Genomic DNA, 21,537 nt, shown 5'->3' on the forward strand with positions numbered 1-21,537 from the left:
CACGATGAGATTGTCCGTGATTGCCGTTGCTGCCGTCCTCGGCAGCCTTGTCGTATCTTCGGCAGAAGCGATGCCTATCGCTGCCGTTGGAACCGTAGCTAAAGCGCCGGTCGTAAACGTCGATTATGCCTGCGGCCGTGGCTGGCACTTGACGCCTCGCGGCGCATGCCGGCCGAACCGCTATGGACCGCCGCGCGGCTATGGCTGGGGATATTACAGAGCGCCACCGCCGCGCTGGGGTTGGTATGGCCATCGCCCCTATTATCGTGACGGCTGGGACGGTGGTTGGCGGGGCCGGCCGCGGGATTGGTGAAATCAGACACGTCGCCGTCCGGTGACGGCGGGTGCCGTCTACTAGAGCGGGGCAGCGATTCATGGAATCGCTTTTCCGCTCTATCTCTTTGTTTTTACGCATTCCAGACGGAAAACCGTTTCGCACGTTTCCTGGAATGCGCTAGTCGGCAACGACCGGCTTTATCCGCAGGAGCCGCGCGGTCCACCACAGCGCGGTCACTGCCGTCATCAGTGCCAGCATCGTCGCGGCAAGGCTTTTGCCGTGCAGAAAGATGCCGGCGAGCTGCGGCCGGACAAGGTCGGCCGTGTTGAAGCCCTCGCCACTGAAACGGCAGAGAACAAGCGATAGATTGTTGCGTACAAGCACGCCGTCGATTTCGGAGATGAGATCGCTGGCGGCCGCTTTTTCATCCTTCATCGTGCGCATCTGCAGCAGCGCCATCTTGGCCGCGGCGAGATAGGCATGCGAGCATTCGTTAAAGGGGCTGTCCTCATCCGCGACGCTTCCCGGCATGACGCCCCAAAGGCAATAGGCGCGCTGAATCTGTGCGAAGTTCAACACGCGACGGAACGCCTCGTCGGTGTCGGATGCCGATGAGGCAAGCGCAACGATACGCCCGTAGTAGGGGGCGATCACAGCCATCTCACCATGGCTCAGACTTGGTATAGGAATGCCCGCTTGGCTTCCCGACGAACCACCGGTATGCGCCTTCGCCTCTATTGGCAGGCTCAGGATGCAGATCAGGTAAAAGACCGACAATAGAATGGCTGGTTTCAGCAAGTGAGTCCCACGCATGAAGACATGCGGGGGACATATCAGGCTTGCCATTTCAGGCCCGGCGCATGGCCGTGCGGCCGTTGCGAACCTGCGGCAGATCGCGTTCGGCCCATGCCCCGAAGGCGAGGCCAAGCGTCGTCCATAGGATCGCGTGCATGCCGAGCGAAGAGATCCGGAATCGCCAGAGCACGACGGCGGAAAACTGCTCCGGCACCTCGTTGATCGCCGGCAGCAGGTATTGCACCAGGCCGATGAACACGATGTAGGCGATGCCGGCGAAGATCGCGCCGTTCCATGATCCGTAGCGCGCCGCCAACTGACGGGCGAGGGATACCGCGGCAACCATGGCGACGATGGAGGCCACGATCATCACGAAGAACAGCTCGGTCCTGGCGCCGATCGTATCCGGAGTGCCGATTGCCGGCGGATTGGCCGGATATTTGATGTCGGGAACCAACGAAATGGCGATAAAGGCGGCGATAGCCAGCAGGGCGGCAGTGCCGCGCGCGCCAAAGGGGCTGACACGGCCGTAGACATAGGCGAAGACCAGGGCAAAAAGCCCGCCGACCGCTGCGGCATAGATGATGATGCCGGTAAAGAGACCGAGGCCCGCCTGCGTGGCGCGGCTGACGATCTCCGGTTCCGGCATTTCACCTGCCGCCTGGGCAGCCTGCTCCTCAAACGCGATCGCTCGATCGACGAGCGGCTCGCCGAACGTATGCGCGAAGGCGAAAATGAGAATGCCAGCAAGCACTCCGACCAGCATGCCGCGGAGCAAAAGGCGTCCAACCATGAGCGTTACCCCTTAGTGGCAGGGGAAGCCGAGCAGGTGGCGCGCGTCATGCACGAATTCGTGCACGTAGGATCCGGAGAACAGCGCCGTCGCGCCTTCTTCTGCGCCGATGAAATAGATCGCCAGCATGAGGAGAAGCCCGGCAAAGATCGCCCAGGGCAGGATTTCGCCAGCCGGGATCGGAGTCGGGATTGCGGTCGGTGCGAATGTGGTGTCAGACATTGTATTCCCTTTTTTGAATAACGCGTTCCATTTGCGGAAGGGTTTTTTACGGGAAGGGTCTGGCTCTCTAGGGGCGGTATCCGCCCTTCGATTACAGTGGCGCGACCGCGCCGGGATTGCACCGGCTTCCACACCCGTAACACTAAGTTTATATCTGGCAGCAAAGATAGTTGTCAATCAAACGCCATCGCGATGCGAAATCGCGACAAGGATGGAGTTATCGAGCTGTATGAAAGGGCGTCTGAGCTGGATTTGTCACGGGCCGACCCGCGCCAATCGTGAGGGACGCTTTCCCGGCGACGAGCCGCTGGAGGCAAAAGCGCTCGAGCGTATTCAACTGCCGTCCGGGCTCGCAACGGTCGACCGGGCGTGGACGAGCCCGGCGCTGCGGGCTCGGCAGACGGCTGCGGCTTGCGGGCTCGACGTCAGGGAGGAGCTGTCTTTCCGGGAGTGCGACTACGGGCGCTGGCAGGGCAGGCCGATCACCGAACTGCATGAGAGCGATCCGGAAGCGCTGACGCAGTGGATGCTGGATTTCGATGCGGCGCCGCATGGTGGCGAGCCCTTGTCCGCCGTGCTCGCCCGCGTCGGAGATTGGATGAAGACCCACATCGGCGATGGCGGTCACACCGTCGTCGTTACGCATGCGACCATCATTCGCGCCGCCATTCTCCATGTGCTGCAAGCGCCGCCTGCGGCGTTCTGGACCATCGACATCGAGCCGCTCGGCATCGTGGAGATGACCAGCGATGGCCGCCGCTGGCAGCTTCGTTTTCCGAATGCTGCAAGATAGCGCTCTAGTGGCGCGCCTTCCCCCGCTGCCCCTCGAAATAGACGAGATAGGCGGCAAGGCCTGATGTCATCACGGCAAGCCCGTACCAGGTGATGGCGTAGACGAGATGATTGTTGGGGAAGACGATCTGCGTCAGGCCGCCGACCGGTAGGTCGTCTGGATTCTTCGTGTCGTCCGCATCGATGAAATAGGGTGCGACGTTCTGGAGGCCCCGCGCCGCGGCGATCGCCGTGACGTCGCGGGAATACCAGCGCTCTTCCGCCGGCACGTTGGAGCGCAGCAGCGTGCCCTTCGGCTCGTTGATCCGCAGCAGGCCGGTAACGGTCGTCTCGCCGGCCAGCTCGCCTGCGGGGCGGGTGTTCGGATTGCGCTTGTCACTCGGTACGAAACCGCGATTGACGATGATAATCGTACCATCGGCCTCTTTCATCGGCGTCAGCACCCAGTAACCCGCACCGAGCGCGGTCGAGGCATAGACCTGCGCTTCCTTGTCGTTGAGGAAGGTGCCGGTTGCCTGGACATGCTTGTATTCATAGCCGGCGGCATCGATCGTGGGCCATTCCGCCGGACCGGGGGCGGCGACGGGCGGCGCATGCACGCGGGCATCGACGCGGGCGATCAGATCCAGCTTCCAGGACAGCCGCTTCACCTGCCATGTGCCGAGCGCAATGAGCGCCGCAGTCAACAGCAGAAGCAGGATCACCCAGATGGCAAGCGTGAGCGCGGAGCGCGGCTTTTCGGAAAGGGAGGGGGGGGGGATGTCGGTCAAGGCGCAAAACTCCATCGGAGGCGCGGCGCAGTCGTCCGGCGAATATCTGGCGCCGGGAATGGCGGCGGGCATCCGTCGGGACGCCCGCCGCTCGATCGTTATGGCAGGTTGCGCATCATGTCGGGCGACATGGTCATCATGTTCGAATTCAGGTGGTGCATGACCCAGAGCGAGCCGGAGAGCGCAATGATCACCAGCACGATGGTGAAGATCAGCGCCATCATGTTCCAGCCGCCTTCCGACTTGGTGTTCATGTGCAGGAAGTAGATCATGTGCACGATGATCTGGATGGCGCCGAGGATCATGATCAACACCGCGGTGACGGCCGGATCGGAGAAGACCTTGGCCATGACCAGCCAGAAGGGAATGGCTGTCAGGATGACGGAGAGGATGAACCCCGTCATGTAGCTCTTGAATGTGCCGTGGCCGGCCTCGTGGCCGCCATGGCCGTGATCGTGACCATGACCGTGGGCGTCAGCGGAATGATGCGAAGGATTGGCGTTCGAGCTCATCCGAGAACTCCCATGAGGTAGACGAAGGAAAACACGCCGATCCAGACGACGTCGAGGAAGTGCCAGAACATCGACAGGCACATCAGACGGCGCTTGTTTTCGACGATCAGCCCCCGGCGGCTTGTCTGTATCATCAGCGTGATCAGCCAGACGATACCGGTGGTGACGTGCAGGCCGTGCGTGCCGACCAGCGTGAAGAAGGCGGAGAGGAAGGCGCTGCGCTGCGGGCCGGCGCCTTCCAGGATCAGGTGATAGAATTCGTTGAGTTCGAAATAGATGAAGGCAGCACCGAAGAGGCCGGTGATCGCCAGCCACAACAGCGTTCCCGACTTGTTGTCTTTTTCCATCATCAGCATGGCAAAGCCGTAGGTGATGGAGGAGAGCAGCAGCATCGTCGTGTTGAGAGCGACGACCGGCAGCTCGAACAGGTCAGCCGGCGACGGGCCGGCCGCATAGTTGCGGCCAAGCACGGCATAGGTCGCAAAGAGCACTGCGAAGATCAGGCAGTCGCTCATGATGTAGATCCAGAAGCCCAGCATCGTGCTGCCTTCGGGATGATGCTCTTCCTTCAGGTAGAAGGCGGGCGTTTCGCCGTCTTTCAGAGCTGGTGCGCTATGGGTCGTCATGGGTCTTATACCTGTCCTGCGAGCTGCTTCGTACGCTCGTTCTCGGTCTTCACGACCTGATCGGCGGGGATGTAGAAGTCGCGCTTATAGTTGAAGGTATGGCCGATCGTAATGGCGATCATTGCGACGAAGGTGATGGCGGCAAGCCACCACATGTACCAGATCATGCCGAATGCGAAGGCGATGGAGAGAACGCCGAGGATGACGCCCGTGCCGGTATTCTTCGGCATGTGGATCGGGATGAAACCCTCCGTCGGACGCTGATAGCCACGGTTCTTCATGTCCCACCACGCGTCGTGATCGTAGACGATCGGCGTGAAGGCGAAGTTGTAGGCCGGCGGCGGCGACGAGGTGGACCATTCCAGCGTACGGCCGCCCCAGGGGTCGCCGGTATGATCGCGAAGTTCTTCGCGCTTCATGAAGCTGACGCCGAGCTGGATGAGGAAGCAGGCGATGCCGATGGCGATCAGTCCGGCGCCGAAGGCCGCGATGATGAACCAGATCTGCAGCGACGGATCGTCGAACTGGCTTACGCGGCGGGTGACGCCCATCAGGCCGAGGATGTAGAGCGGCATGAAAGCGAACCAGAAGCCGATCTGCCAGAACCAGAAGCTCATCTTGCCCCAGAAGGGATCGAGCTTGAAGCCGAAGGCCTTCGGGAACCAGTAGTTGACACCCGCGAACATGCCGAAGAGCACGCCGCCGATGATCACGTTATGGAAGTGGGCGATCAGGAACAGCGAGTTGTGCAGCACGAAGTCGGCCGGCGGAACCGCAAGCATGACGCCGGTCATGCCGCCGATGGTGAAGGTCACCATGAAGCCGACGGTCCACAGCATCGGCGGCTCGTAGCGAATGCGGCCGTGGTACATCGTGAACAGCCAGTTGAAGAGCTTCGCACCCGTCGGGATCGAGATGATCATCGTGGTGATGCCGAAGAAGGAATTGACGCTGGCGCCCGAGCCCATCGTGAAGAAGTGGTGCAGCCAGACGAGGTAGGAGAGGATCATGATCACGCAGGTGGCGTAGACCATCGAGGCGTAGCCGAAGAGGCGCTTGCCGCAGAAGGTGGCCACGACTTCCGAGAAGACGCCGAAGGCCGGCAGGACCAGGATGTAGACTTCCGGGTGACCCCAGATCCAGATGAGGTTGACATACATCATCGGATTGCCGCCGAGGTCGTTCGTGAAGAAGTTCGTACCGGCGTAGCGATCGAGGGTAAGCAGAGCGAGCGTGGCGGTCAGGATCGGGAAGCTCGCAACGATCAGGATGTTGGTGCAGAGCGACGTCCAGGTGAAGACCGGCATTTTCGTGAAGGTCATGCCCGGCGCGCGCATCTTGACGATAGTGGCGATCAGGTTGATGCCCGAAAGCGTCGTACCGATACCCGCGACCTGCAGGCCCCAGATGTAATAATCGACGCCGACGTCAGGACTGTAGGCGATGCCGGAGAGCGGCGGATAGGCCAGCCAGCCGGTCTTTGCGAATTCGCCGATGAAGAGCGAGATCATGATGACGATCGCGCCTGCCGTTGTCATCCAGAACGAGAAGTTGTTCAGGAACGGGAAGGAGACGTCGCGTGCGCCGATCTGCAGCGGCACGACGAGGTTCATCAGGCCGGTGACGAAGGGCATCGCCACGAAGAAGATCATGATGACGCCGTGGGCGGTGAAGATCTGGTCGTAGTGATGCGGCGGCAGGTAGCCCTCGGAACCGTTGAAGGCGATCGCCTGCTGCAAACGCATCAGCAGCGCGTCGGAAAAGCCGCGCAGCAGCATGATCAAAGCCAGCACCACATACATGATGCCGATCTTCTTGTGGTCGATGCTGGTGAACCATTCCTTCCAGAGGAAGCCCCAGAGGCGGAAATAGGTGAGCAGGCCGAGCACGGCGATGCCGCCGATGGCGACGCCGATGAAGGTCGCGACGAGGATCGGCTCGTGATAGGGGATCGAATCGAGCGTCAGCCGACCGAAGATGAATTTATAGAGGTCCGGGTTGGAAAACATGGATTGCCTCTGTCCTTATAAATGTCTTGTTACTGAGCGCACGGGATCAATTGCTCGGCTGCTGTGCCGGCGTTGACGAACCGGCGGTCGGTGTAGCGCTGGACGAACCGGCTGAAGCGCCGTTGCCCATCTGCATATTGCCCATGTCCATGCCCTGCATGGAGGCGTCGCCGTGCTGCATCTCGTGAGCTGTGGTGTCGCTTGCCTTTACCGGCGTGACCTCACCGGCATCCGCACCGCGGTTGTCGTAGATCAAGCGCTCGCGGTTTTCCTGGCTGTCCTTGCCGGCGCCGCCCTTGGCATCGATATGCATCATCTCGCCCATGCACATCTTGCTGGGATCGGCGCACATATTGAGGATGGCGTCATAGAGACCGTCGTCGACCGAATTGAAGTAGCGCACCGGCTCTCTTTCGCTCGGCTTGGCGAGCGCCAGATATTCCGTGCGGCCGAGGGCCGTGCCCTGGCTCTTCACCTTCTGGACCCATCGGTCGAAGTCGGCTTGGCTAAAGCCATGGAATTTGAAGCGCATATGCGAGAAGCCGGCGCCGCTGTAGTTGGCGGACAGACCCTGATATTCGCCGGGGTGGTTGATGACGGCATGCAGCTTCGTTTCCATGCCCGGCATGGCGTAGATCTGGCCCGCAAGTGCCGGGATGAAGAACGAGTTCATCACCGAGGAGGCCGTGATCTTGAAATTGATGGGTGCATCCACCGGCGCGGCCAGTTCGTTGACCGTGGCAATGCCGAGATCGGGGTAGAAGAACAGCCATTTCCAATCGAGCGCCACGACTTCGACATTCACGGCCCTCGTGGTGGTCGTTACGGGCTTGCCGGCGTTGACGCGATCGAGCGGCCGATAGGGATCGAGCTGATGGGTGCTGATCCAGGTCACCGCGCCGAGCGCAATGATGATGGCCAGCGGCGCCGACCAGATCACCAGTTCGAGGCGGGTCGAATGATGCCATTCCGGATCATAGACCGACGTCGCGTTCGACTGGCGATATCTCCAGGCAAACAACAGGGTAAGGAAAATCACCGGGACGATGATCAGCAGCATCAGGACGGTAGAGACGACGATAAGGTCGCGTTGCTGCACGGCGATGTCGCCGGAGGGAGCCATTACCACCATATTGCAGCCCGAGAGCAGCAGGGTGAGCGGCAGGACGGATAACAGGCTGAAAATCTTCGATAGTCTTGGCACGTCTCAAAGCTCTTTTTGTTATTGACCGTACCGCGACTAAAGGACGGCGGTCATGAACGGTATGAGGTGTTTCGTCGCACCGCAGCAAGCTTGGGTGCAATGCGGGATCGACTGCAAACGTCACCTATCGGGAAAATCCTGAGAAATCCAGAAGGTTTTCCAACGACCGGTTGCCTTTGTCGCGGCTAATATACCGAGATCGGCGGATATGGCTACCGGTGGCGGCACGCCAACCCGGCATTGTCTTGGCAAAAAGGTCCGAATTCGGCCGGATCCAATCGCTAATTCGCGAATTATTCCATGCACGATACTTGATAAGTTCGTAAGTTTGATAAAACATCTTATCTCGACGCGACTTCGTGGAGGAATTCGCGTCCGGAGAGGGAGGCTCCCGTATATGGTCAGCGCCACGCATGAATCATTAAATCCAACGTCCGCCGGTTTGGAACGCGATGCTCGCAATATGCATGCTCGCGGTACTGTCGACCCCGGCAGTATTGCCATCGGCGTGATCATCGGTCGCACGTCCGAGTTTTTCGATTTCTTCGTTTACGCCATCGCATCCGTCCTGGTCTTCCCGAAGCTGATCTTCCCCTTCGCGGATCCCCTGCACGGCACGCTGCTTTCCTTCCTGGTTTTTTCGCTCGCCTTCATCGCCCGCCCGGTCGGTTCGTTTATCTTCATGGCGATCGACCGCACCTATGGCCGCGGCGTCAAGCTGACGATCGCGATGATTCTGTTGGGCGGGTCCACGGCGTCGATGAGCTTCCTGCCTGGCTACCACGAAGTCGGCGTCTATGCGATCGTCCTGCTTGCCGCCTTGCGTATCGCTCAGGGCCTCGCGCTCGGTGGCGCCTGGGACGGTCTTGCCTCGCTGCTGGCGCTCAACGCGCCGGCCAACCGTCGTGGCTGGTATGCGATGATCCCGCAGCTCGGCGCGCCGACCGGCTTCATGCTGGCAAGCGCTCTGTTCGCATATTTCGTGGCAAACCTCTCGACGGTGGATTTCCTGGACTACGGCTGGCGCTACCCCTTCTTCTGCGCCTTCATGGTCAACGTCGTGGCGCTGTTCGCCCGGCTCCGTCTGGTTGCTACACCGGAATTCGGTGCGTTGCTGGAGCGCCATGAGCTGGAGCCGGTCAGGATGACGGAGCTTCTGCGTGTGCATGGCCGCGACGTGCTGATCGGCGCTTTCGTGCCGCTGGCAAGCTTCGCGACCTTCCATCTGGTCACGGTCTTCCCGCTTGGTTGGGTAACACTTTATAGCGCGCAAACCCCCGGTTCGTTCCTGTTGGTGGAGTTCCTCGGCGCGATCTGCGGTATCGCCGCAATCGTCAGTTCCGGCCTGCTCGCCGACCGTATCGGCCGCCGCAATCAGCTTGCCGTTGGTGCCGTGTTGATCGCGGCCTTTGCTTTCGTCGCACCCTGGCTGCTCGATGGCGGTGTCACCGGCCGCCATGTCTACGTGGTGGTCGGCTTCACGCTGCTCGGCCTCTCCTTCGGCCAGGCCGCCGGCGCCAGCGCCTCGCGTTTCAGCCGGAACTATCGCTATAGCGGTTCGGCATTGACCTCGGACCTCTCCTGGCTGATCGGTGCCGGCTTTGCGCCCTTCGTCGCGCTTGCCCTCTCCAGCCAGTTCGGTCTGGTCTATACCAGCCTCTACCTGCTCTCCGGCGTGGTTTGCACGCTGGTTGCGATCTTCTTTAGCAAAACGCTGGAAACGCGCGACAACTGATCGAACCTTTGGAACATTGAAAGCCGCGGCGTGAAAGCGCCGCGGCTTTTTCTTTTGATAAGACCGTGTGCATCGTCGATGCGATCGAAACCACCTACGTTCCGCGCCTGGCTGGACCTCGCCGACAAGCGATCCCTTAAATCTTGACTCCCTTTTCAAACTTTTGTGATAAAAAAGGACACACTGAAACTTGAAAACGATAGTCAAGAAAAATATAGGCTACCGCACCACCGTCACGGACGGGTTTCAAGCGAGAGGACGCCTATGACTTTTTCCTTTACCCATCTCACCAGCGCCTTAGCGCTTGCCGCAGGTCTTGCGGTTGCGCCGCTGATGGCCAATGCCGCCGAATCCGAAGGCATCGTCGTCTATAATGCGCAGCACGAGGCGTTGACGCAGGCTTGGGCAGATGGCTTCACCAAGGAAACCGGCATCAAGGTGACGATCCGCAATGGCAGCGACATGCAGTTCGCCAACCAGATCGTCGAGGAAGGTGCGGCATCTCCCGCCGACATATTCCTGACGGAAAATTCTCCCGGCATGGCACTGGTCGATGCCAGCAAGCTCTTTGCGCCCGTAGATGCCGATACGCTGGCGCAGGTGCCGGAAACCTTCAAGGCGGCGGATGGCGATTGGGTCGGCGTTGCCGCCCGTTCCACGGTTTTCGCCTACGACAAGACCAAGCTCAAGGAAAGCGATCTGCCGAAGTCGCTGCTCGACCTCGCCGATCCCGCCTGGAAGGGCCGTTGGGGTGCATCGCCGGCCGGTGCCGACTTCCAGGCGATCGTCAGTGCGCTTCTTGAACTGAAGGGCGAGGACGTCACCAAGTCCTGGCTGAAGGCTTTGAAGGCAAACGCGACCCCCTACAAGGGCAACAGCGTTGCCATGAAGGCCGTCAACGCTGGCGAAATCCAGGGCGCGGTCATCTATCACTATTACTGGTTCGGCGATCAGGCGAAGACGGGCGAAAACAGCAAGAACGTCACGCTGCATTACTTCAAGAACCAGGATCCGGGCGCCTTCGTCAGCATTTCCGGCGGCGGCGTTCTCGCCTCCAGCCAACACAAGAAGGAAGCTCAGGCGTTCCTGAAGTGGATCACCGGCAAGGGCGGTCAGGCCGTTCTGCGCGACGGCGATTCCTATGAATATGCCGTCGGCAATGGCGCTCAGTCGAACCCGAAGCTGGTGCCGCTCTCCGATCTGCAGGCGCCCAAGGTCGAGCCTTCCAAGCTGAACAGCAAGAAGGTCACCGAACTCATGACCGAAGCCGGTTTGATCTAAGTCCTTGCATCCGGTCCGCATGCCCTGCTAGGGGCATGCGGATGGCCATTCGGCCATTTCGATCCCGGCAATCGCCTTTGGTGGCGATTGCCTTCCTATTTCAGGGCGTGAAAGGCAGCTAAGGCTTGCTGCAGAAGAACACATATGCCGCGCCGGCCGCTCAGGCCGCTGCCATGCGATTGCCCCCGTTGACCGCTGCGTCCGGTGGCCGTGTTCCGCACGCTTCTGTCATCGCCCTTGCATCCGTCGTCGCGCTTTTGAGCCTTGTGCCGCTCGGCTTCATCGTCTGGGTCACGGTCGATACCGGCTGGAGCGAAGCCATCGCGCTCATTTTCCGCAGCCGCGTCGGTGAATTGCTGACCAATACGGTCCTTCTCGAAGTCTGTACCATCCCGCTCTGCATCATGCTTGCCGTCACGCTCGCCTGGCTGACCGAGCGTACGAATATCCCGGGTGCCCGCATCTGGTCGTGGCTGGCGGTCGCGCCGCTTGCCGTGCCCGCTTTCGTGCACAGCTATGCCTGGGTCAGCCTGTTGCCGGGCATGCGTGGGCTCTGGAGCGGCGTGCTGGTATCGGTGCTTGCCTATTATCCCTTCCTCTATCTGCCGGTGGCTGCACAGTTGCGCCGTCTCGATCCGGCGATCGAGGATGCCGCCGCCTCGCTCGGCCTCGGTCCCTGGCGCGTCTTCTTCCGGGCGATCCTGCCGCAGCTTCGCCTTGCCATCTGCGGCGGCTCGCTGCTGATCGGCCTGCATCTGCTGGCGGAATACGGTCTCTATGTGATGATCCGCTTCGACACCTTTTCGACGGCGATCGTCGATCAGTTCCAATCCGCCTACAACAGCCCGGCCGCCAATATGCTCGGCGGGGTTCTCGTTTTCTGCTGCCTGCTGCTGCTCGGCATCGAGGTTTTGGTGCGCGGCAACGAGCGTTACGCCCGTGTCGGCTCCGGCGCAGCTCGCCCGGCGGACCGTCGCCGTCTCGGCTGGCTCGTCATCCCGGCCATCGCACTGCCGCTGGCAGCGGCCGTGCTGACGCTTGGCGTGCCGTTCGTGACGCTGGCGCGCTGGCTTTATCTTGGCGGCGCCGGCATCTGGCGGATGGATACGGTCGGCTCGGCCTTGCTGCAGACGATCGCGCTTGCCGTTGCCGGCGGCTTGCTGGCCACCATCGCCGCCGCTCCCATGGCCTGGCTCTCGGTGCGCGCGCCGAGCCGGCTGCAGCGCATTCTTGAAGCCTGCCACTATTATGTCGGCTCGCTGCCGGGCGTCGTGGTGGCGCTAGCGCTGGTGTCGATCACTGTGCGGCTGGTATTGCCGCTCTATCAGACCTTTGCGACACTGCTGCTCGCCTATGTCCTGCTGTTCCTGCCGCGCGCATTGGTGGGCTTGCGCTCCAGCATAGCTCAGGCACCGGTCGAGCTCGAACGCGCCGCCATGGCGTTGGGACGCACGCCAAGCCAGGCTGTGCGGCAAATCACCATGCGCCTTGCCGCGCCTGGTTTTGCGGCGAGCGTCGCCCTTGCCGCTCTCGGCATCACCAACGAATTGACGGCGACGCTAATGCTGTCGCCCAACGGCACGGAGACGTTGGCGACGAAATTCTGGTCGCTCACCAGCGAGATCGACTATGTCTCCGCCGCGCCCTATGCCTTCATGATGGTGGTGCTGTCGCTGCCGCTCACCCTTCTTCTCTATGCACAATCCAAGCGGACGGCCGGACAATGACCTTTCTGGCGATTAAAAACATCGGCAAGCACTATGGCCCGGTGCACGCGCTTGACGACATCGGCCTCACGGTCGCTGCAGGCAGCCGCACTGCAGTTGTCGGCCCTTCCGGTTCCGGCAAGACGACTCTGCTGCGCATCATCGCCGGCTTCGAGACCCCGGATACCGGCCAGGTGCTGCTGGAAGGACATCTGCTGGCGGATGGGCCGGCCGTCATACCCGCGCATCGCCGCGGCATCGGCATCGTTTCGCAGGACGGCGCGTTGTTTCCGCATTTGAGCGTGGCAGAGAATATCGGCTTCGGCATGGAGCGCGGACAAGCAAACCGCGCCGAGCAGATCAACGCGTTGATCGACATGGTGGAGCTCGATCGCGGCATGCTCGATCGCCGCCCGCACCAGCTCTCCGGCGGCCAGCAGCAGCGCGTGGCACTTGCCCGCGCGCTCGGCCGCAAGCCGAGGCTGATGTTGCTGGACGAACCGTTTTCTGCGCTCGACACGGGCTTGCGCGAAAACATGCGCAAGGCAGTTGCCCGCGTCCTACAGAATGCAGGCATCACCACGATCCTGGTAACGCACGATCAGGCGGAAGCGCTCTCCTTCGCCGATCAGGTGGCGGTGCTGCGCGAGGGGAAATTGGTGCAGGCTGGAACGCCGCAAACGCTCTATCTCAATCCCCGCGACCGCGAGACGGCCACCTTCCTCGGCGACGCCATCCTGTTGCCGGCCGAACTGGGCGATGGTTTCGCCGATTGCGCGCTTGGCCGCATCCAGACGGACGCAAACGGCCGGCGGGGACGGGCGGAAATCATGCTGCGCCCCGAGCAGTTGCGGTTCAGCATGATCGACGGCACTGCCTCCGATGCCGTATGTGCTGGCAATGTCATCGATGTCGAATTCGGCGGCGCGGTCTGCACGGTGACGCTTGCTCTTGCCAATGTCGCAGGCGTTTCACCGCTCACCATCAAAAGCTCGAGCGTCGGCCTGCCGGAGATCGGCAGCACCGTGCACGTCAGCGTGCTCGGCAAGGCGCATGTCTTCGATGCGGTAGGCTGAAAGCCTCTTTCCGGTTGAAACCGCTGGCCCCTTCGTAAAAACACCTTCGCCCCAGCGGGGAGAAGGCCGAGCGAAGCTCGGGTTGAGGGGCGTTGCACCGTTAGGGTTGCCCTTCGCAGGTCCTCGTCCCTCATCCACCCTCCTGAGCTTGTCGAAGGGCGGCACCTTCTACCCAAGGCGAGAAGGCAGCACCGGCGTCTCCAACACCCGCCCCGTCACTACATCCGCAATCCCGCGATCCGTCTGGTGCGGCCCGATGTTGCAAGCGAGCGTCGCGCCGAAGCAGGCTTTGAAGACGAGGTAAGGCGGCCGCCATTTGGTGATCTTTTCCATCGCCTTGCGGATGGCACGGAAGGCGAGGGCGGTTTCTTCGAGGGGCATTGCGGTCACCAGCCCGGATAGGGGTAGGGGCAGCAGCATGTCGACTTGACCATTCGAAACAACGGCCATTCCGCCGCCGGCGGCGATGACGGCGTTGGCGGCAACCGTCATGTCCCTGACATTGCCGCCGAAAACCGTGAGATTGTGGCTGTCGTGCGAGACCGTTGTGCAGAAGGCACCGCGCCATTCGCCCCAGCCGGTCAGAAAACCGACGCGCGGTCGTCCGTCCGCCTTGCCGTGACGATGAACGACGGCGATCATCGTGGTCCCCGCAGGCGGCACGACGAATCCGTCCACGACATCGGCCTCTGCCTCGCCCCATTGCGTGAAGCGCGGCTGGTCGATCGTTGCAAGACGCACCCGATCGCCGGCGGCCGATACACGAAAATCGTCTTCGCTGAGAGGCGCGAGTTTGACCGAATTCTGGAGCGGCGTGGTATCGAGATGAGCGATCCTGCCGATGATCTTGCCAGCCTCGGCAACGATCCTGCCGTTGGCAATCACCTGCTTCGCCTTGAAAGCGTGAAGGTCTTCGAAAATGGCGATGTCGGCGCGGCGGCCGGCGGCGATCAGACCGAGATCGTTGCGGCCAAGCCGCATGGCGGCGTTCAACGTCGCGGCCCTCAATGCCCATTCGGGCTTCAGCCCGTCGCGCACCAGACGCCGGACGACATCGTCCAAGCCGCCGTCAAAATGCAGTTCGTCCGGAAAAACGTCGTCGGTACAGAGGGTCACCGTCTGCGGCATGAAGCCGAGATTGTTGATGACCTGGACGAATTGCTTGAGCAGGTGGTCGTGCGAGCCGCGCAGCTCGATCGTCATGCCGGCGGAGAGCTTGGAGAGCAGATCGGCGCCGGAGGTCAGCTCATGGTCTGAGGTGACGCCTGCCGCCATGAAAGCATTGAGATCGGCGCCTTCCAGCCCGCGGGCATGGCCGCAGACGAGCTTGCCGGATTGCAGCCCGGCATTGACGATCGCGCTTGTGCGCAGATCGCCGTCTATGACGCCACGCATGGTCATGACCTCGGCAACGCCGGCGATTTCGGGCCAGGCCAGCATGCCGGCCATGGCGGAAGCATCGAAATCGGCGCCCGCCAGCTCCAGCCCGGGCGCGGAGGGCACACAGGAAGGGGCAAGCGGGATCACCCGGAGCGGCAGCGACCGTGTCGCCTCGATCGCCCAGCGCACGCCGCCGAGGCCATGCACATTGCCGAACTCATGCGGGTCCCAGACGACACTCGTCACCCCATGCGGCAACACGGCTTCGGCATAGGCCGCCGGCGTCACCATCGAGCTTTCGATATGCATGTGCGTGTCGATCAGGCCGGGAGAGAGAAAGGCACCGCTGGCGTCGATCGTCCTGATGGCGTCCGTGCGGCCGCCCGGCGCATGCACGCTCGCGATCAGCGCGCCGACGATGCCGATATCGGCGGCCCGGATTTGGCCGGTCACCATGTCGACGAGCTGGCCGCCTGTTATCAGCAGGTCGAAAGGCGTATCGCCACGAGCGACCTCGACGGCACGAAGCCGCAGCTCATGTGCATTGAGATCGGCGGGCTCGCTTGGAGAATGTCGGATCATCGGCGTGCCTCGTTGATCAGCGCGCCGAAAATGATGACGCGCGCCATGTCGGCGTCGATCTCGGCGGCAAAATAAGCATTGAACTCCGCATGTGACGCGCGTGTCTCGACGACGGTGCGCCCGCGGGTGTGCCGCCCCTGCAGCTCGACGTCGATCCGGGCATGCTGAAGCGTGGCGATGTCGGGAGCGACGAAAATAGCGGCAGCGGTCGGATCATAGATCGCCATGGCGGGACGGCCGCGGCTGATGCCGATATTGACGTAGCCGCCCAGGAGATCGCCAAGCAACTCGGCGTTCTTGCCGGCGGCCTGGCGCACAAGGTCGACATCGTCAGGCCGCGCCAGCACCTTGCGGCAGACGTCGAGATCGATCATTCGCAGCGGCAGGTGATGGGCTAGCACGATGGCAAGCGCTTCAGGATCGGCATAGGCATTGAATTCGGCGGAGGCCGTGTGGTTACCGGAGGTCACGCCGCCGCCCATCCAGGTGAGTTCGTCGATGCGGGCGGCAAGATCGGGCCGGGCGAGCGCCAAGGCAGCGATATTGGTGAGCGGCCCGAGCGCCAAAATTCGTTTCGGCTCCGTGTCGCGCTCCAGCCAGCCACAGAGGGCGGCGAAGGCATCGCTTACCGGCAATTCATTCGCCGGCGGCAAGCTTTTGCCCATGGTCGGCATGCCGCTTTGTCCGAGAATGCGTTGCGCTGTTTCCAGCTTGCAAAGCACCGGCAATTTGCGGCCCGTGTGGATCGGAAATTCCCAGCCGAAAGCTGCGGCGGCACTGGCGGCGTTGTGGCGCACCTGCGCTAGCGGCGCATTGCCGCTCACCAGCGAAACGCCGTCGATCACGAGGCTCGAATGCGCCACCACCAGAATGGCGGCGATATCGTCGAACCCCATATCGGTATCGATCCAGATCCCCATGGCCCTATCCGTGTTTTGCAAGCGAAGCTGCTGCTGCGACCGGCAGGTCGAAGGCGAGCTCGCTGCCCATGGCGTGAACGGCCGCGGCCGCGTCCACTTCGGCTTTGATAGGCCCGAGCGGCGTATCGAGCAGATATTCGCGGCTGTCGCCGGCGAAAGACGTGCCGCGCACGGTGCCCCTGAAAGGACCTGAGCCCAGGGTTACCGCACGCGGCCGCCAGGCCAGGCCCGCCGCAGACGATGGCGCGGGGGACGAAAGCGTAACGGCGCCGTTCGCCGTCTTCAGCCTGCCGTTCTCCAGCGCAAAGACATTCTCGAAGCCGACGAAATCGGCAACGAAGGCCGAAACCGGCCGGTTATAGATATCCTCCGGCGAGCCGATCTGCTCGATGGCGCCGTTCAGCATGACGACGATGCGGTCGGCGAGCGCCAGCGCCTCCACCTGATCGTGGGTGACGAAAATCATCGTCACGCCGGTTTCCTTCTGCACCCGTTGCAGCTCGGTGCGCATTTCCAGGCGCAGGCGGGCGTCGAGATTCGACAGCGGCTCGTCGAGCAGCAGCACCTTCGGCTCCATCACCATCGATCGCGCCAGTGCCACGCGCTGCTGCTGGCCGCCGGACAATTGGCCGGGCTTGCGGCCGGAGAAGCTGGTAAGACCCACGGATTTCAAACCGGCACCGACACGGGCGTCGAGATCATTGCCGCGCATACCCTTGAGACGTAGGCCGAAGGCGACGTTTTCATAGACGGTGAGATGCGGAAACAGCGCGTAGGATTGAAAGACCAATCCGACGGCGCGCCTATTGGCGGAGACGCGGGTGATATCGGCGCCATCGAGCTTGATCTTGCCGGACACGGGCGCGAGCAACCCGGCAATTGCCCGCATCGTCGTCGTCTTGCCGCAGCCGGAGGGGCCGAGCAGGGCCACAAGTTCGCCTTTGCCGATCGACAGGGTGAGGTCATTGACCGCGACCGTGTCGCCATAGGCGAGCGTCAGCCTGTCCAGCGTAAGGTAGGAGGGGTCAGACATAGCGGGAAAATCCTAGGAAGCGCTCGGCAAGGAAGACGATGCCGATGGAAAGGAAGGCAAGCAGCGCCGACAAGGCCGCGACGGAAGGGTCGTAGGTCGTTTCCATATAGCCCAGCATGTCGATCGGCAGCGTCTGTATGCCTGGCTTGGCGAGAAACAGCGATACCGGCACCTGATTGAAGCTGGTGACGAAGCCGAGGATGAAGGCGGCGAGCACGCCGCTGCGAATATTCGGCAGCACCACGCGAAAGAAGGCGCCGAGCCGCGACGAACCGAGGAGCACCGCCGCCTCTTCCATATCGGAGCGCAGATTGTTGAGGCTGGCCGAGACCACACGCACGGCATAGGGAAGCACCAGTGCCGTATGCGCGAAGAATAGCGCCAGCGTGATATCGAAGGAGAAGGGCACGACGAGGTAGCGCAGGATCGCCAGACCTACGATGATCCCCGGCACGATGATCGGCAGGGAGACCATCGTGCGGATCGTCTCGCCGCCCGGCAGCCTGTATCGCGACAGTGCGTAAGCCGCCGGAATGCCGAGGATCAGCGCGAAAAGCGTGCCGCCGATCGCCAGAAACATCGACATGGCGAAGCTTTCGCGGAAACTGTCGATGGTGAAGACCTTTGCCACCCAACGCAGCGACAGGCCCTGCGGCGGAAAGGCCAGCGTTTCGCCGCCGGAAAGAGATGCCGCCACGATGATGACAAAGGGGCCGATGAGGAAGATCAGCAGCAAGAAGAGGACGAGCGGAGAAAACAGACGCCGCATCATGCCCGGTTCCTCGCGGTGGCGAGCCGCTTCAGCACCAGATTGGCGCCGAAACTCATGACGATGAGGATGAAGGCGATAACGCTGGCCGAAACATAGTCGTTGGAGACCGAGATGCGCTGATAGAGCAGCGTCTCCAGCATCAGCACTTTCGAGCCGCCAAGAATAGCCGGCGTGATATAGGCCGTCAGCGAGCCGGTGAAGACCAGCGTGCCGCCAATCACCAATCCCTCGCGCGTCAGCGGCAGCACCACTTTCCAGAACACCTGGAACCAGTTGGCGCCAAGGACGCGCGCGGCCGGAATGGCATCCTTCGGCATGTTCTCGAGCGCGCTGATCAGCGACAGGATCATCAACGGCAGGAAGAGCTGCAGAAGGCCGATGAAGACGGCGGTCTCGCTGAACAGCAGGCGCAGCGGCTCATCGCTCAAGCCGAGGCCCTGAACGGCCCGGTTGACGATGCCGGTACGCCCGAGAATGACGATCCAGGCATAGGTGCGCGCCACCGGCGAGATCATCAGCGGCAAGACGACGAGACCAACCAGACGGCCCTTGCCCTTCGGCGGCAGGTTGACGATAGCGAAGGCGCTGGCATAACCGATGACGGCGGAAACAGCCGTGACCTCGACGCCGAGCCGGAGCGTGCGCAGGAAGACCGTCTGGTTCAGCGCCTCCGAAAAGAAGCCGGTATAGGCCGAAAGAGTCCAGCCGCTGGTGGGGATATGAAAGCCTTCCGAGAGCAGAATCAGCACCGGCGCGAGGAAAACCACTGCGACGAAGACCGCCGCAGGCAGGGCAAGCGCCAGAGCTTCGGCCCTATTCTGGAACATTAAGGCTAACCTTCATGAAAATGGGGAAGACGGATATCCCGATGCTGCATTCGGGATATCGTTTCGACATGGCCTTATTGGCCAACCCTGTTATTCCATTCCTTGACCCAGTCATCGCGCTGGTCGAGAGCGACCGCTGACGGGATCAGCTTCAGGCTTTTTGCCGTGTCTTCACCATAGGTCAGGTTTTTGGCGACATCGTCGGGTAGCTTCACGTCCTTGTTCGCCGGGCTGTCGATGAGTTTCGTGGCGAGCGCCGTCTGCACCTCCGTCGAGATCCAGAAATCCATGAACTGCAAAGCGAGATCCCGGTTCTCCGAGCCCTTGGTGACGACCATGACATTCATGCCGCCGGTCTGGCCTTCCTTCGGCGTTGCCCAGGCGACGGGCACGTCGAGCTTGGTGAAGCCCGCCCAGGAGAAGCGTCCGATCGGCGCGGCCCAGATTTCTTCCTGCTGCATCAGTTGCACGAGCTGCGAGGATTTTTCGTAGAAGGTGACGATATCGCTCTTGTGTTCGCCGATGGCGGCGATTGGGGCAGCGAGGTCGGGCGTATCCTTGCCAAGCGCGAGGCCCAGCATGTAGAGCGCCGGCGGACCCTGGTTGGTCGTAACGTTCGGCCATGCGACATGGCCGACATAGTCCGGCTTCAGAAGATCGGCCCAGGAATCGATCTTCATCTTGTCCAAGCGATAGGCGATCGAGGTGGCATAGAACGTATAGCCGACGCTCATGCCGTCGCCGTTCGGGTCTTTGGCGAGGTCGTAGAGCTTGTTGAAGTTGCTGAGCTTCGAGGTATCGATCTTGTCGATCAGGCCGGCACGGGACGCCTGCAGCGCGTCCGCCATGGAGATTACGGCCATGTCGACAACCGGATTGGCCTTGTTTTCCTGCATCTTCGCCAGGCGCTCGACGCTGTTTCCGGTCTCGACCACCAGCTTGCAGTCGCATTTGGCTTCGAAGGGATCGTAGACGAGCTTCTTGTAGTCGTCCTGGGCGAAGGCATAGACGGAAATGGTGAGCGTGCGTTCCTGTGCCTGTACGCCGAGCGATGAAAGAGCAAGCAAGGTGGTGGCCGAAGCCAGGAGCAATCGTTTCATGTCAGGAGCTCTCCCGCTGAAAGGTTTGTGCTTGCCAGCCCGAGCGGACCGGAAGATTGACGGACGACAAGCTGCATTGGCACGCGGGATTTCTCCGCCGTGACAAGCCGGTTGACGTGCAGCGGCTCGTCCGCGGACGCTTCGCGCGGTCTCCCCTTTTTGATCGGTTCGCCATTTTGGATGGCGCTGACCAGTGCGGTGATCGCGATCTCGGCAATCGCCGCGATGTCCATGCGTATCGTGGTGAGCGCGGGTGTCACGACCGGCGACCAGATGAGATCGTCGAAGCCGGTGACGCTGGCGCTGTCCGGAACGGCGATGCCGGCCCGTTGCAGTTCGGTGAGCGCGCGCAAGGCATGCAGGTCGGAAACGGCGGCAAAGGCCGTAAAGCCCTGCTGCACCTTGTCCGCCAATCCCAGCAGGCAGCCAGGCCCGTCCTGTTCCTCCAGCTTTTCGATCCAGAGGACCTCGGTCTTTATCGTGGCGTCGAGGGCGGATTTGAAGCCGCCGATGCGGTCGTTCTGTACGCTGGAGGCGCTGCTTCCGCCGATCAACAGAATCTTGCGGTGCCCGAGATTGCGCAGATGACTGGCGATTTCACGACCGCCCTGCCAGTGGTCGGCGGAAACCGTGTTGCCCGGCGTCGAGGGCGTATCGATGACGGCCACGGGACAGCCGGCATCGGCAATGCGGGTGCCGCGCCGCGGCACGATCACCATGCCGTCGACGCCGCGTTCCACCAGCCGGTGGATCGCCTCGGTCTGCGTGCCGACGTCACCGCGCGAATCGGCAATCAGCACACCATAGCCGGCGATGGCGGCGGCATGTTCGATTGCCTGGGCGATCTGCGGAAAGAGTGGATTGGAGATATCGGGCAGAACCAGCCCAAGAACGCCGCTGCGCCCGGTCCTCAGCGCCCGGCCAGCCTGGCTTGGCACATAACCGAGCGTGGCCGCCGTGGCGCGGATGCGCTCCACCAGTTCAGCCGAGACTCGCCCCTTGCCGGAAAGGGCATTGGACACCGTGGCAACGGAGACGCCGAGCGAGGCGGCGATCCTGCTGAGATTGGGGCCGGGGCGCGCGGTTGCCATCTGGTCGGTGCACCATGGGGACGTCGGGTGATTA

General features: G+C 62.0%; 21 protein-coding genes. 6 read left to right on the top strand and 15 right to left on the bottom strand.

Going from position 1 to position 21,537, the window contains the following annotated elements; genetic code table 11:
- The first annotated feature begins 4 nt into the window (after positions 1–4).
- Positions 5–313: a GCG_CRPN prefix-to-repeats domain-containing protein gene (locus tag C9E91_RS00955; protein ID WP_107106505.1), complete on the top strand. Its 309-nt coding sequence runs from the start codon at positions 5–7 to the stop codon at positions 311–313.
- Between the two features lie 141 nt (positions 314–454).
- On the opposite strand, the gene C9E91_RS00960 is transcribed toward C9E91_RS00955, so the two are convergent.
- From C9E91_RS00960 to C9E91_RS00970, 3 genes are all read right to left on the bottom strand, one after another.
- The gene (locus C9E91_RS00960; RefSeq protein ID WP_348626953.1) at positions 455–937 is read right to left on the bottom strand and encodes a hypothetical protein; all 483 of its coding nucleotides are present in this window, start codon (positions 935–937) and stop codon (positions 455–457) included.
- Between the two features lie 187 nt (positions 938–1,124).
- The gene (locus tag C9E91_RS00965) at positions 1,125–1,865 is read right to left on the bottom strand and encodes a CbtA family protein (RefSeq protein WP_107106507.1); all 741 of its coding nucleotides are present in this window, start codon (positions 1,863–1,865) and stop codon (positions 1,125–1,127) included.
- Between the two features lie 12 nt (positions 1,866–1,877).
- A complete protein-coding gene (locus C9E91_RS00970) occupies positions 1,878–2,087 on the bottom strand; it encodes a CbtB domain-containing protein (RefSeq protein WP_107106508.1) in 210 nt (69 codons plus the stop codon).
- A gap of 229 nt (positions 2,088–2,316) precedes the next feature.
- On the opposite strand from C9E91_RS00970, the gene C9E91_RS00975 reads away from it, so the two are divergent.
- Positions 2,317–2,880 carry a histidine phosphatase family protein gene (locus C9E91_RS00975; protein ID WP_107106509.1) on the top strand — a complete coding sequence of 188 codons (564 nt, stop codon included), beginning with the start codon at positions 2,317–2,319 and terminating at the stop codon, positions 2,878–2,880.
- A 4-nt stretch (positions 2,881–2,884) separates the two neighbouring features.
- Here the strand turns inward: C9E91_RS00975 and C9E91_RS00980 are convergent, their stop codons facing one another.
- The 5 genes from C9E91_RS00980 to cyoA form a co-directional block, all read right to left on the bottom strand.
- A complete protein-coding gene (locus C9E91_RS00980) occupies positions 2,885–3,640 on the bottom strand; it encodes an SURF1 family protein (RefSeq protein WP_442967413.1) in 756 nt (251 codons plus the stop codon).
- Positions 3,641–3,747: 107 nt separating this feature from the next.
- Positions 3,748–4,161, bottom strand: a complete 414-nt coding sequence (cyoD, locus tag C9E91_RS00985; protein WP_107106511.1) for a cytochrome o ubiquinol oxidase subunit IV — start codon at positions 4,159–4,161, stop codon at positions 3,748–3,750.
- Complete coding sequence (cyoC, locus tag C9E91_RS00990; RefSeq protein ID WP_107106512.1) at positions 4,158–4,787, bottom strand: cytochrome o ubiquinol oxidase subunit III; 630 nt, start codon at positions 4,785–4,787, stop codon at positions 4,158–4,160. Before cyoC ends, cyoD begins: the two co-directional genes overlap by 4 nt.
- A 5-nt stretch (positions 4,788–4,792) precedes the next feature.
- A complete protein-coding gene (gene cyoB / locus C9E91_RS00995; protein WP_107106513.1) occupies positions 4,793–6,796 on the bottom strand; it encodes a cytochrome o ubiquinol oxidase subunit I in 2,004 nt (667 codons plus the stop codon).
- 46 nt (positions 6,797–6,842) lie between these two features.
- Positions 6,843–8,000, bottom strand: a complete 1,158-nt coding sequence (gene cyoA / locus C9E91_RS01000) for a ubiquinol oxidase subunit II (RefSeq protein WP_107106514.1) — start codon at positions 7,998–8,000, stop codon at positions 6,843–6,845.
- Positions 8,001–8,397: 397 nt separating this feature from the next.
- Between cyoA and C9E91_RS01005 the strand changes: the two genes are divergently transcribed.
- The 4 genes from C9E91_RS01005 (at position 8,398) to C9E91_RS01020 (ending at position 13,798) form a co-directional block, all read left to right on the top strand.
- The gene (locus tag C9E91_RS01005) at positions 8,398–9,735 is read left to right on the top strand and encodes an MFS transporter (protein WP_107106515.1); all 1,338 of its coding nucleotides are present in this window, start codon (positions 8,398–8,400) and stop codon (positions 9,733–9,735) included.
- A 264-nt stretch (positions 9,736–9,999) separates the two neighbouring features.
- Positions 10,000–11,016 carry an iron ABC transporter substrate-binding protein gene (locus C9E91_RS01010; protein ID WP_107106516.1) on the top strand — a complete coding sequence of 339 codons (1,017 nt, stop codon included), beginning with the start codon at positions 10,000–10,002 and terminating at the stop codon, positions 11,014–11,016.
- Positions 11,017–11,189: 173 nt separating this feature from the next.
- Positions 11,190–12,743 carry an ABC transporter permease gene (locus C9E91_RS01015; protein ID WP_181315985.1) on the top strand — a complete coding sequence of 518 codons (1,554 nt, stop codon included), beginning with the start codon at positions 11,190–11,192 and terminating at the stop codon, positions 12,741–12,743.
- The gene (locus tag C9E91_RS01020; protein WP_107106518.1) at positions 12,740–13,798 is read left to right on the top strand and encodes an ABC transporter ATP-binding protein; all 1,059 of its coding nucleotides are present in this window, start codon (positions 12,740–12,742) and stop codon (positions 13,796–13,798) included. Before C9E91_RS01015 ends, C9E91_RS01020 begins: the two co-directional genes overlap by 4 nt.
- 168 nt (positions 13,799–13,966) lie before the next feature.
- Here the strand turns inward: C9E91_RS01020 and C9E91_RS01025 are convergent, their stop codons facing one another.
- The 7 genes from C9E91_RS01025 to C9E91_RS01055 form a co-directional block, all read right to left on the bottom strand.
- A complete protein-coding gene (locus C9E91_RS01025; RefSeq protein WP_107106519.1) occupies positions 13,967–15,760 on the bottom strand; it encodes an adenine deaminase in 1,794 nt (597 codons plus the stop codon).
- The gene (locus C9E91_RS01030; RefSeq protein ID WP_107106520.1) at positions 15,757–16,680 is read right to left on the bottom strand and encodes a nucleoside hydrolase; all 924 of its coding nucleotides are present in this window, start codon (positions 16,678–16,680) and stop codon (positions 15,757–15,759) included. Before C9E91_RS01030 ends, C9E91_RS01025 begins: the two co-directional genes overlap by 4 nt.
- 4 nt (positions 16,681–16,684) lie before the next feature.
- Complete coding sequence (locus C9E91_RS01035) at positions 16,685–17,713, bottom strand: ABC transporter ATP-binding protein (protein ID WP_107106521.1); 1,029 nt, start codon at positions 17,711–17,713, stop codon at positions 16,685–16,687.
- Positions 17,706–18,485, bottom strand: a complete 780-nt coding sequence (locus C9E91_RS01040) for an ABC transporter permease (protein WP_107106522.1) — start codon at positions 18,483–18,485, stop codon at positions 17,706–17,708. Before C9E91_RS01040 ends, C9E91_RS01035 begins: the two co-directional genes overlap by 8 nt.
- Positions 18,482–19,312 carry an ABC transporter permease gene (locus C9E91_RS01045; protein ID WP_107106523.1) on the bottom strand — a complete coding sequence of 277 codons (831 nt, stop codon included), beginning with the start codon at positions 19,310–19,312 and terminating at the stop codon, positions 18,482–18,484. Before C9E91_RS01045 ends, C9E91_RS01040 begins: the two co-directional genes overlap by 4 nt.
- A gap of 74 nt (positions 19,313–19,386) precedes the next feature.
- Positions 19,387–20,412: a polyamine ABC transporter substrate-binding protein gene (locus tag C9E91_RS01050; protein WP_107106524.1), complete on the bottom strand. Its 1,026-nt coding sequence runs from the start codon at positions 20,410–20,412 to the stop codon at positions 19,387–19,389.
- A complete protein-coding gene (locus C9E91_RS01055; RefSeq protein WP_107106525.1) occupies positions 20,409–21,503 on the bottom strand; it encodes a LacI family DNA-binding transcriptional regulator in 1,095 nt (364 codons plus the stop codon). The genes C9E91_RS01050 and C9E91_RS01055 overlap by 4 nt, the downstream gene beginning before the upstream one ends.
- Between the last annotated feature and the right edge of the window lie 34 nt (positions 21,504–21,537).

Origin of the sequence: Rhizobium sp. SEMIA4064, from assembly GCF_003025035.1 — a bacterium.
Lineage (GTDB): Bacteria > Pseudomonadota > Alphaproteobacteria > Rhizobiales > Rhizobiaceae > Rhizobium > Rhizobium paranaense.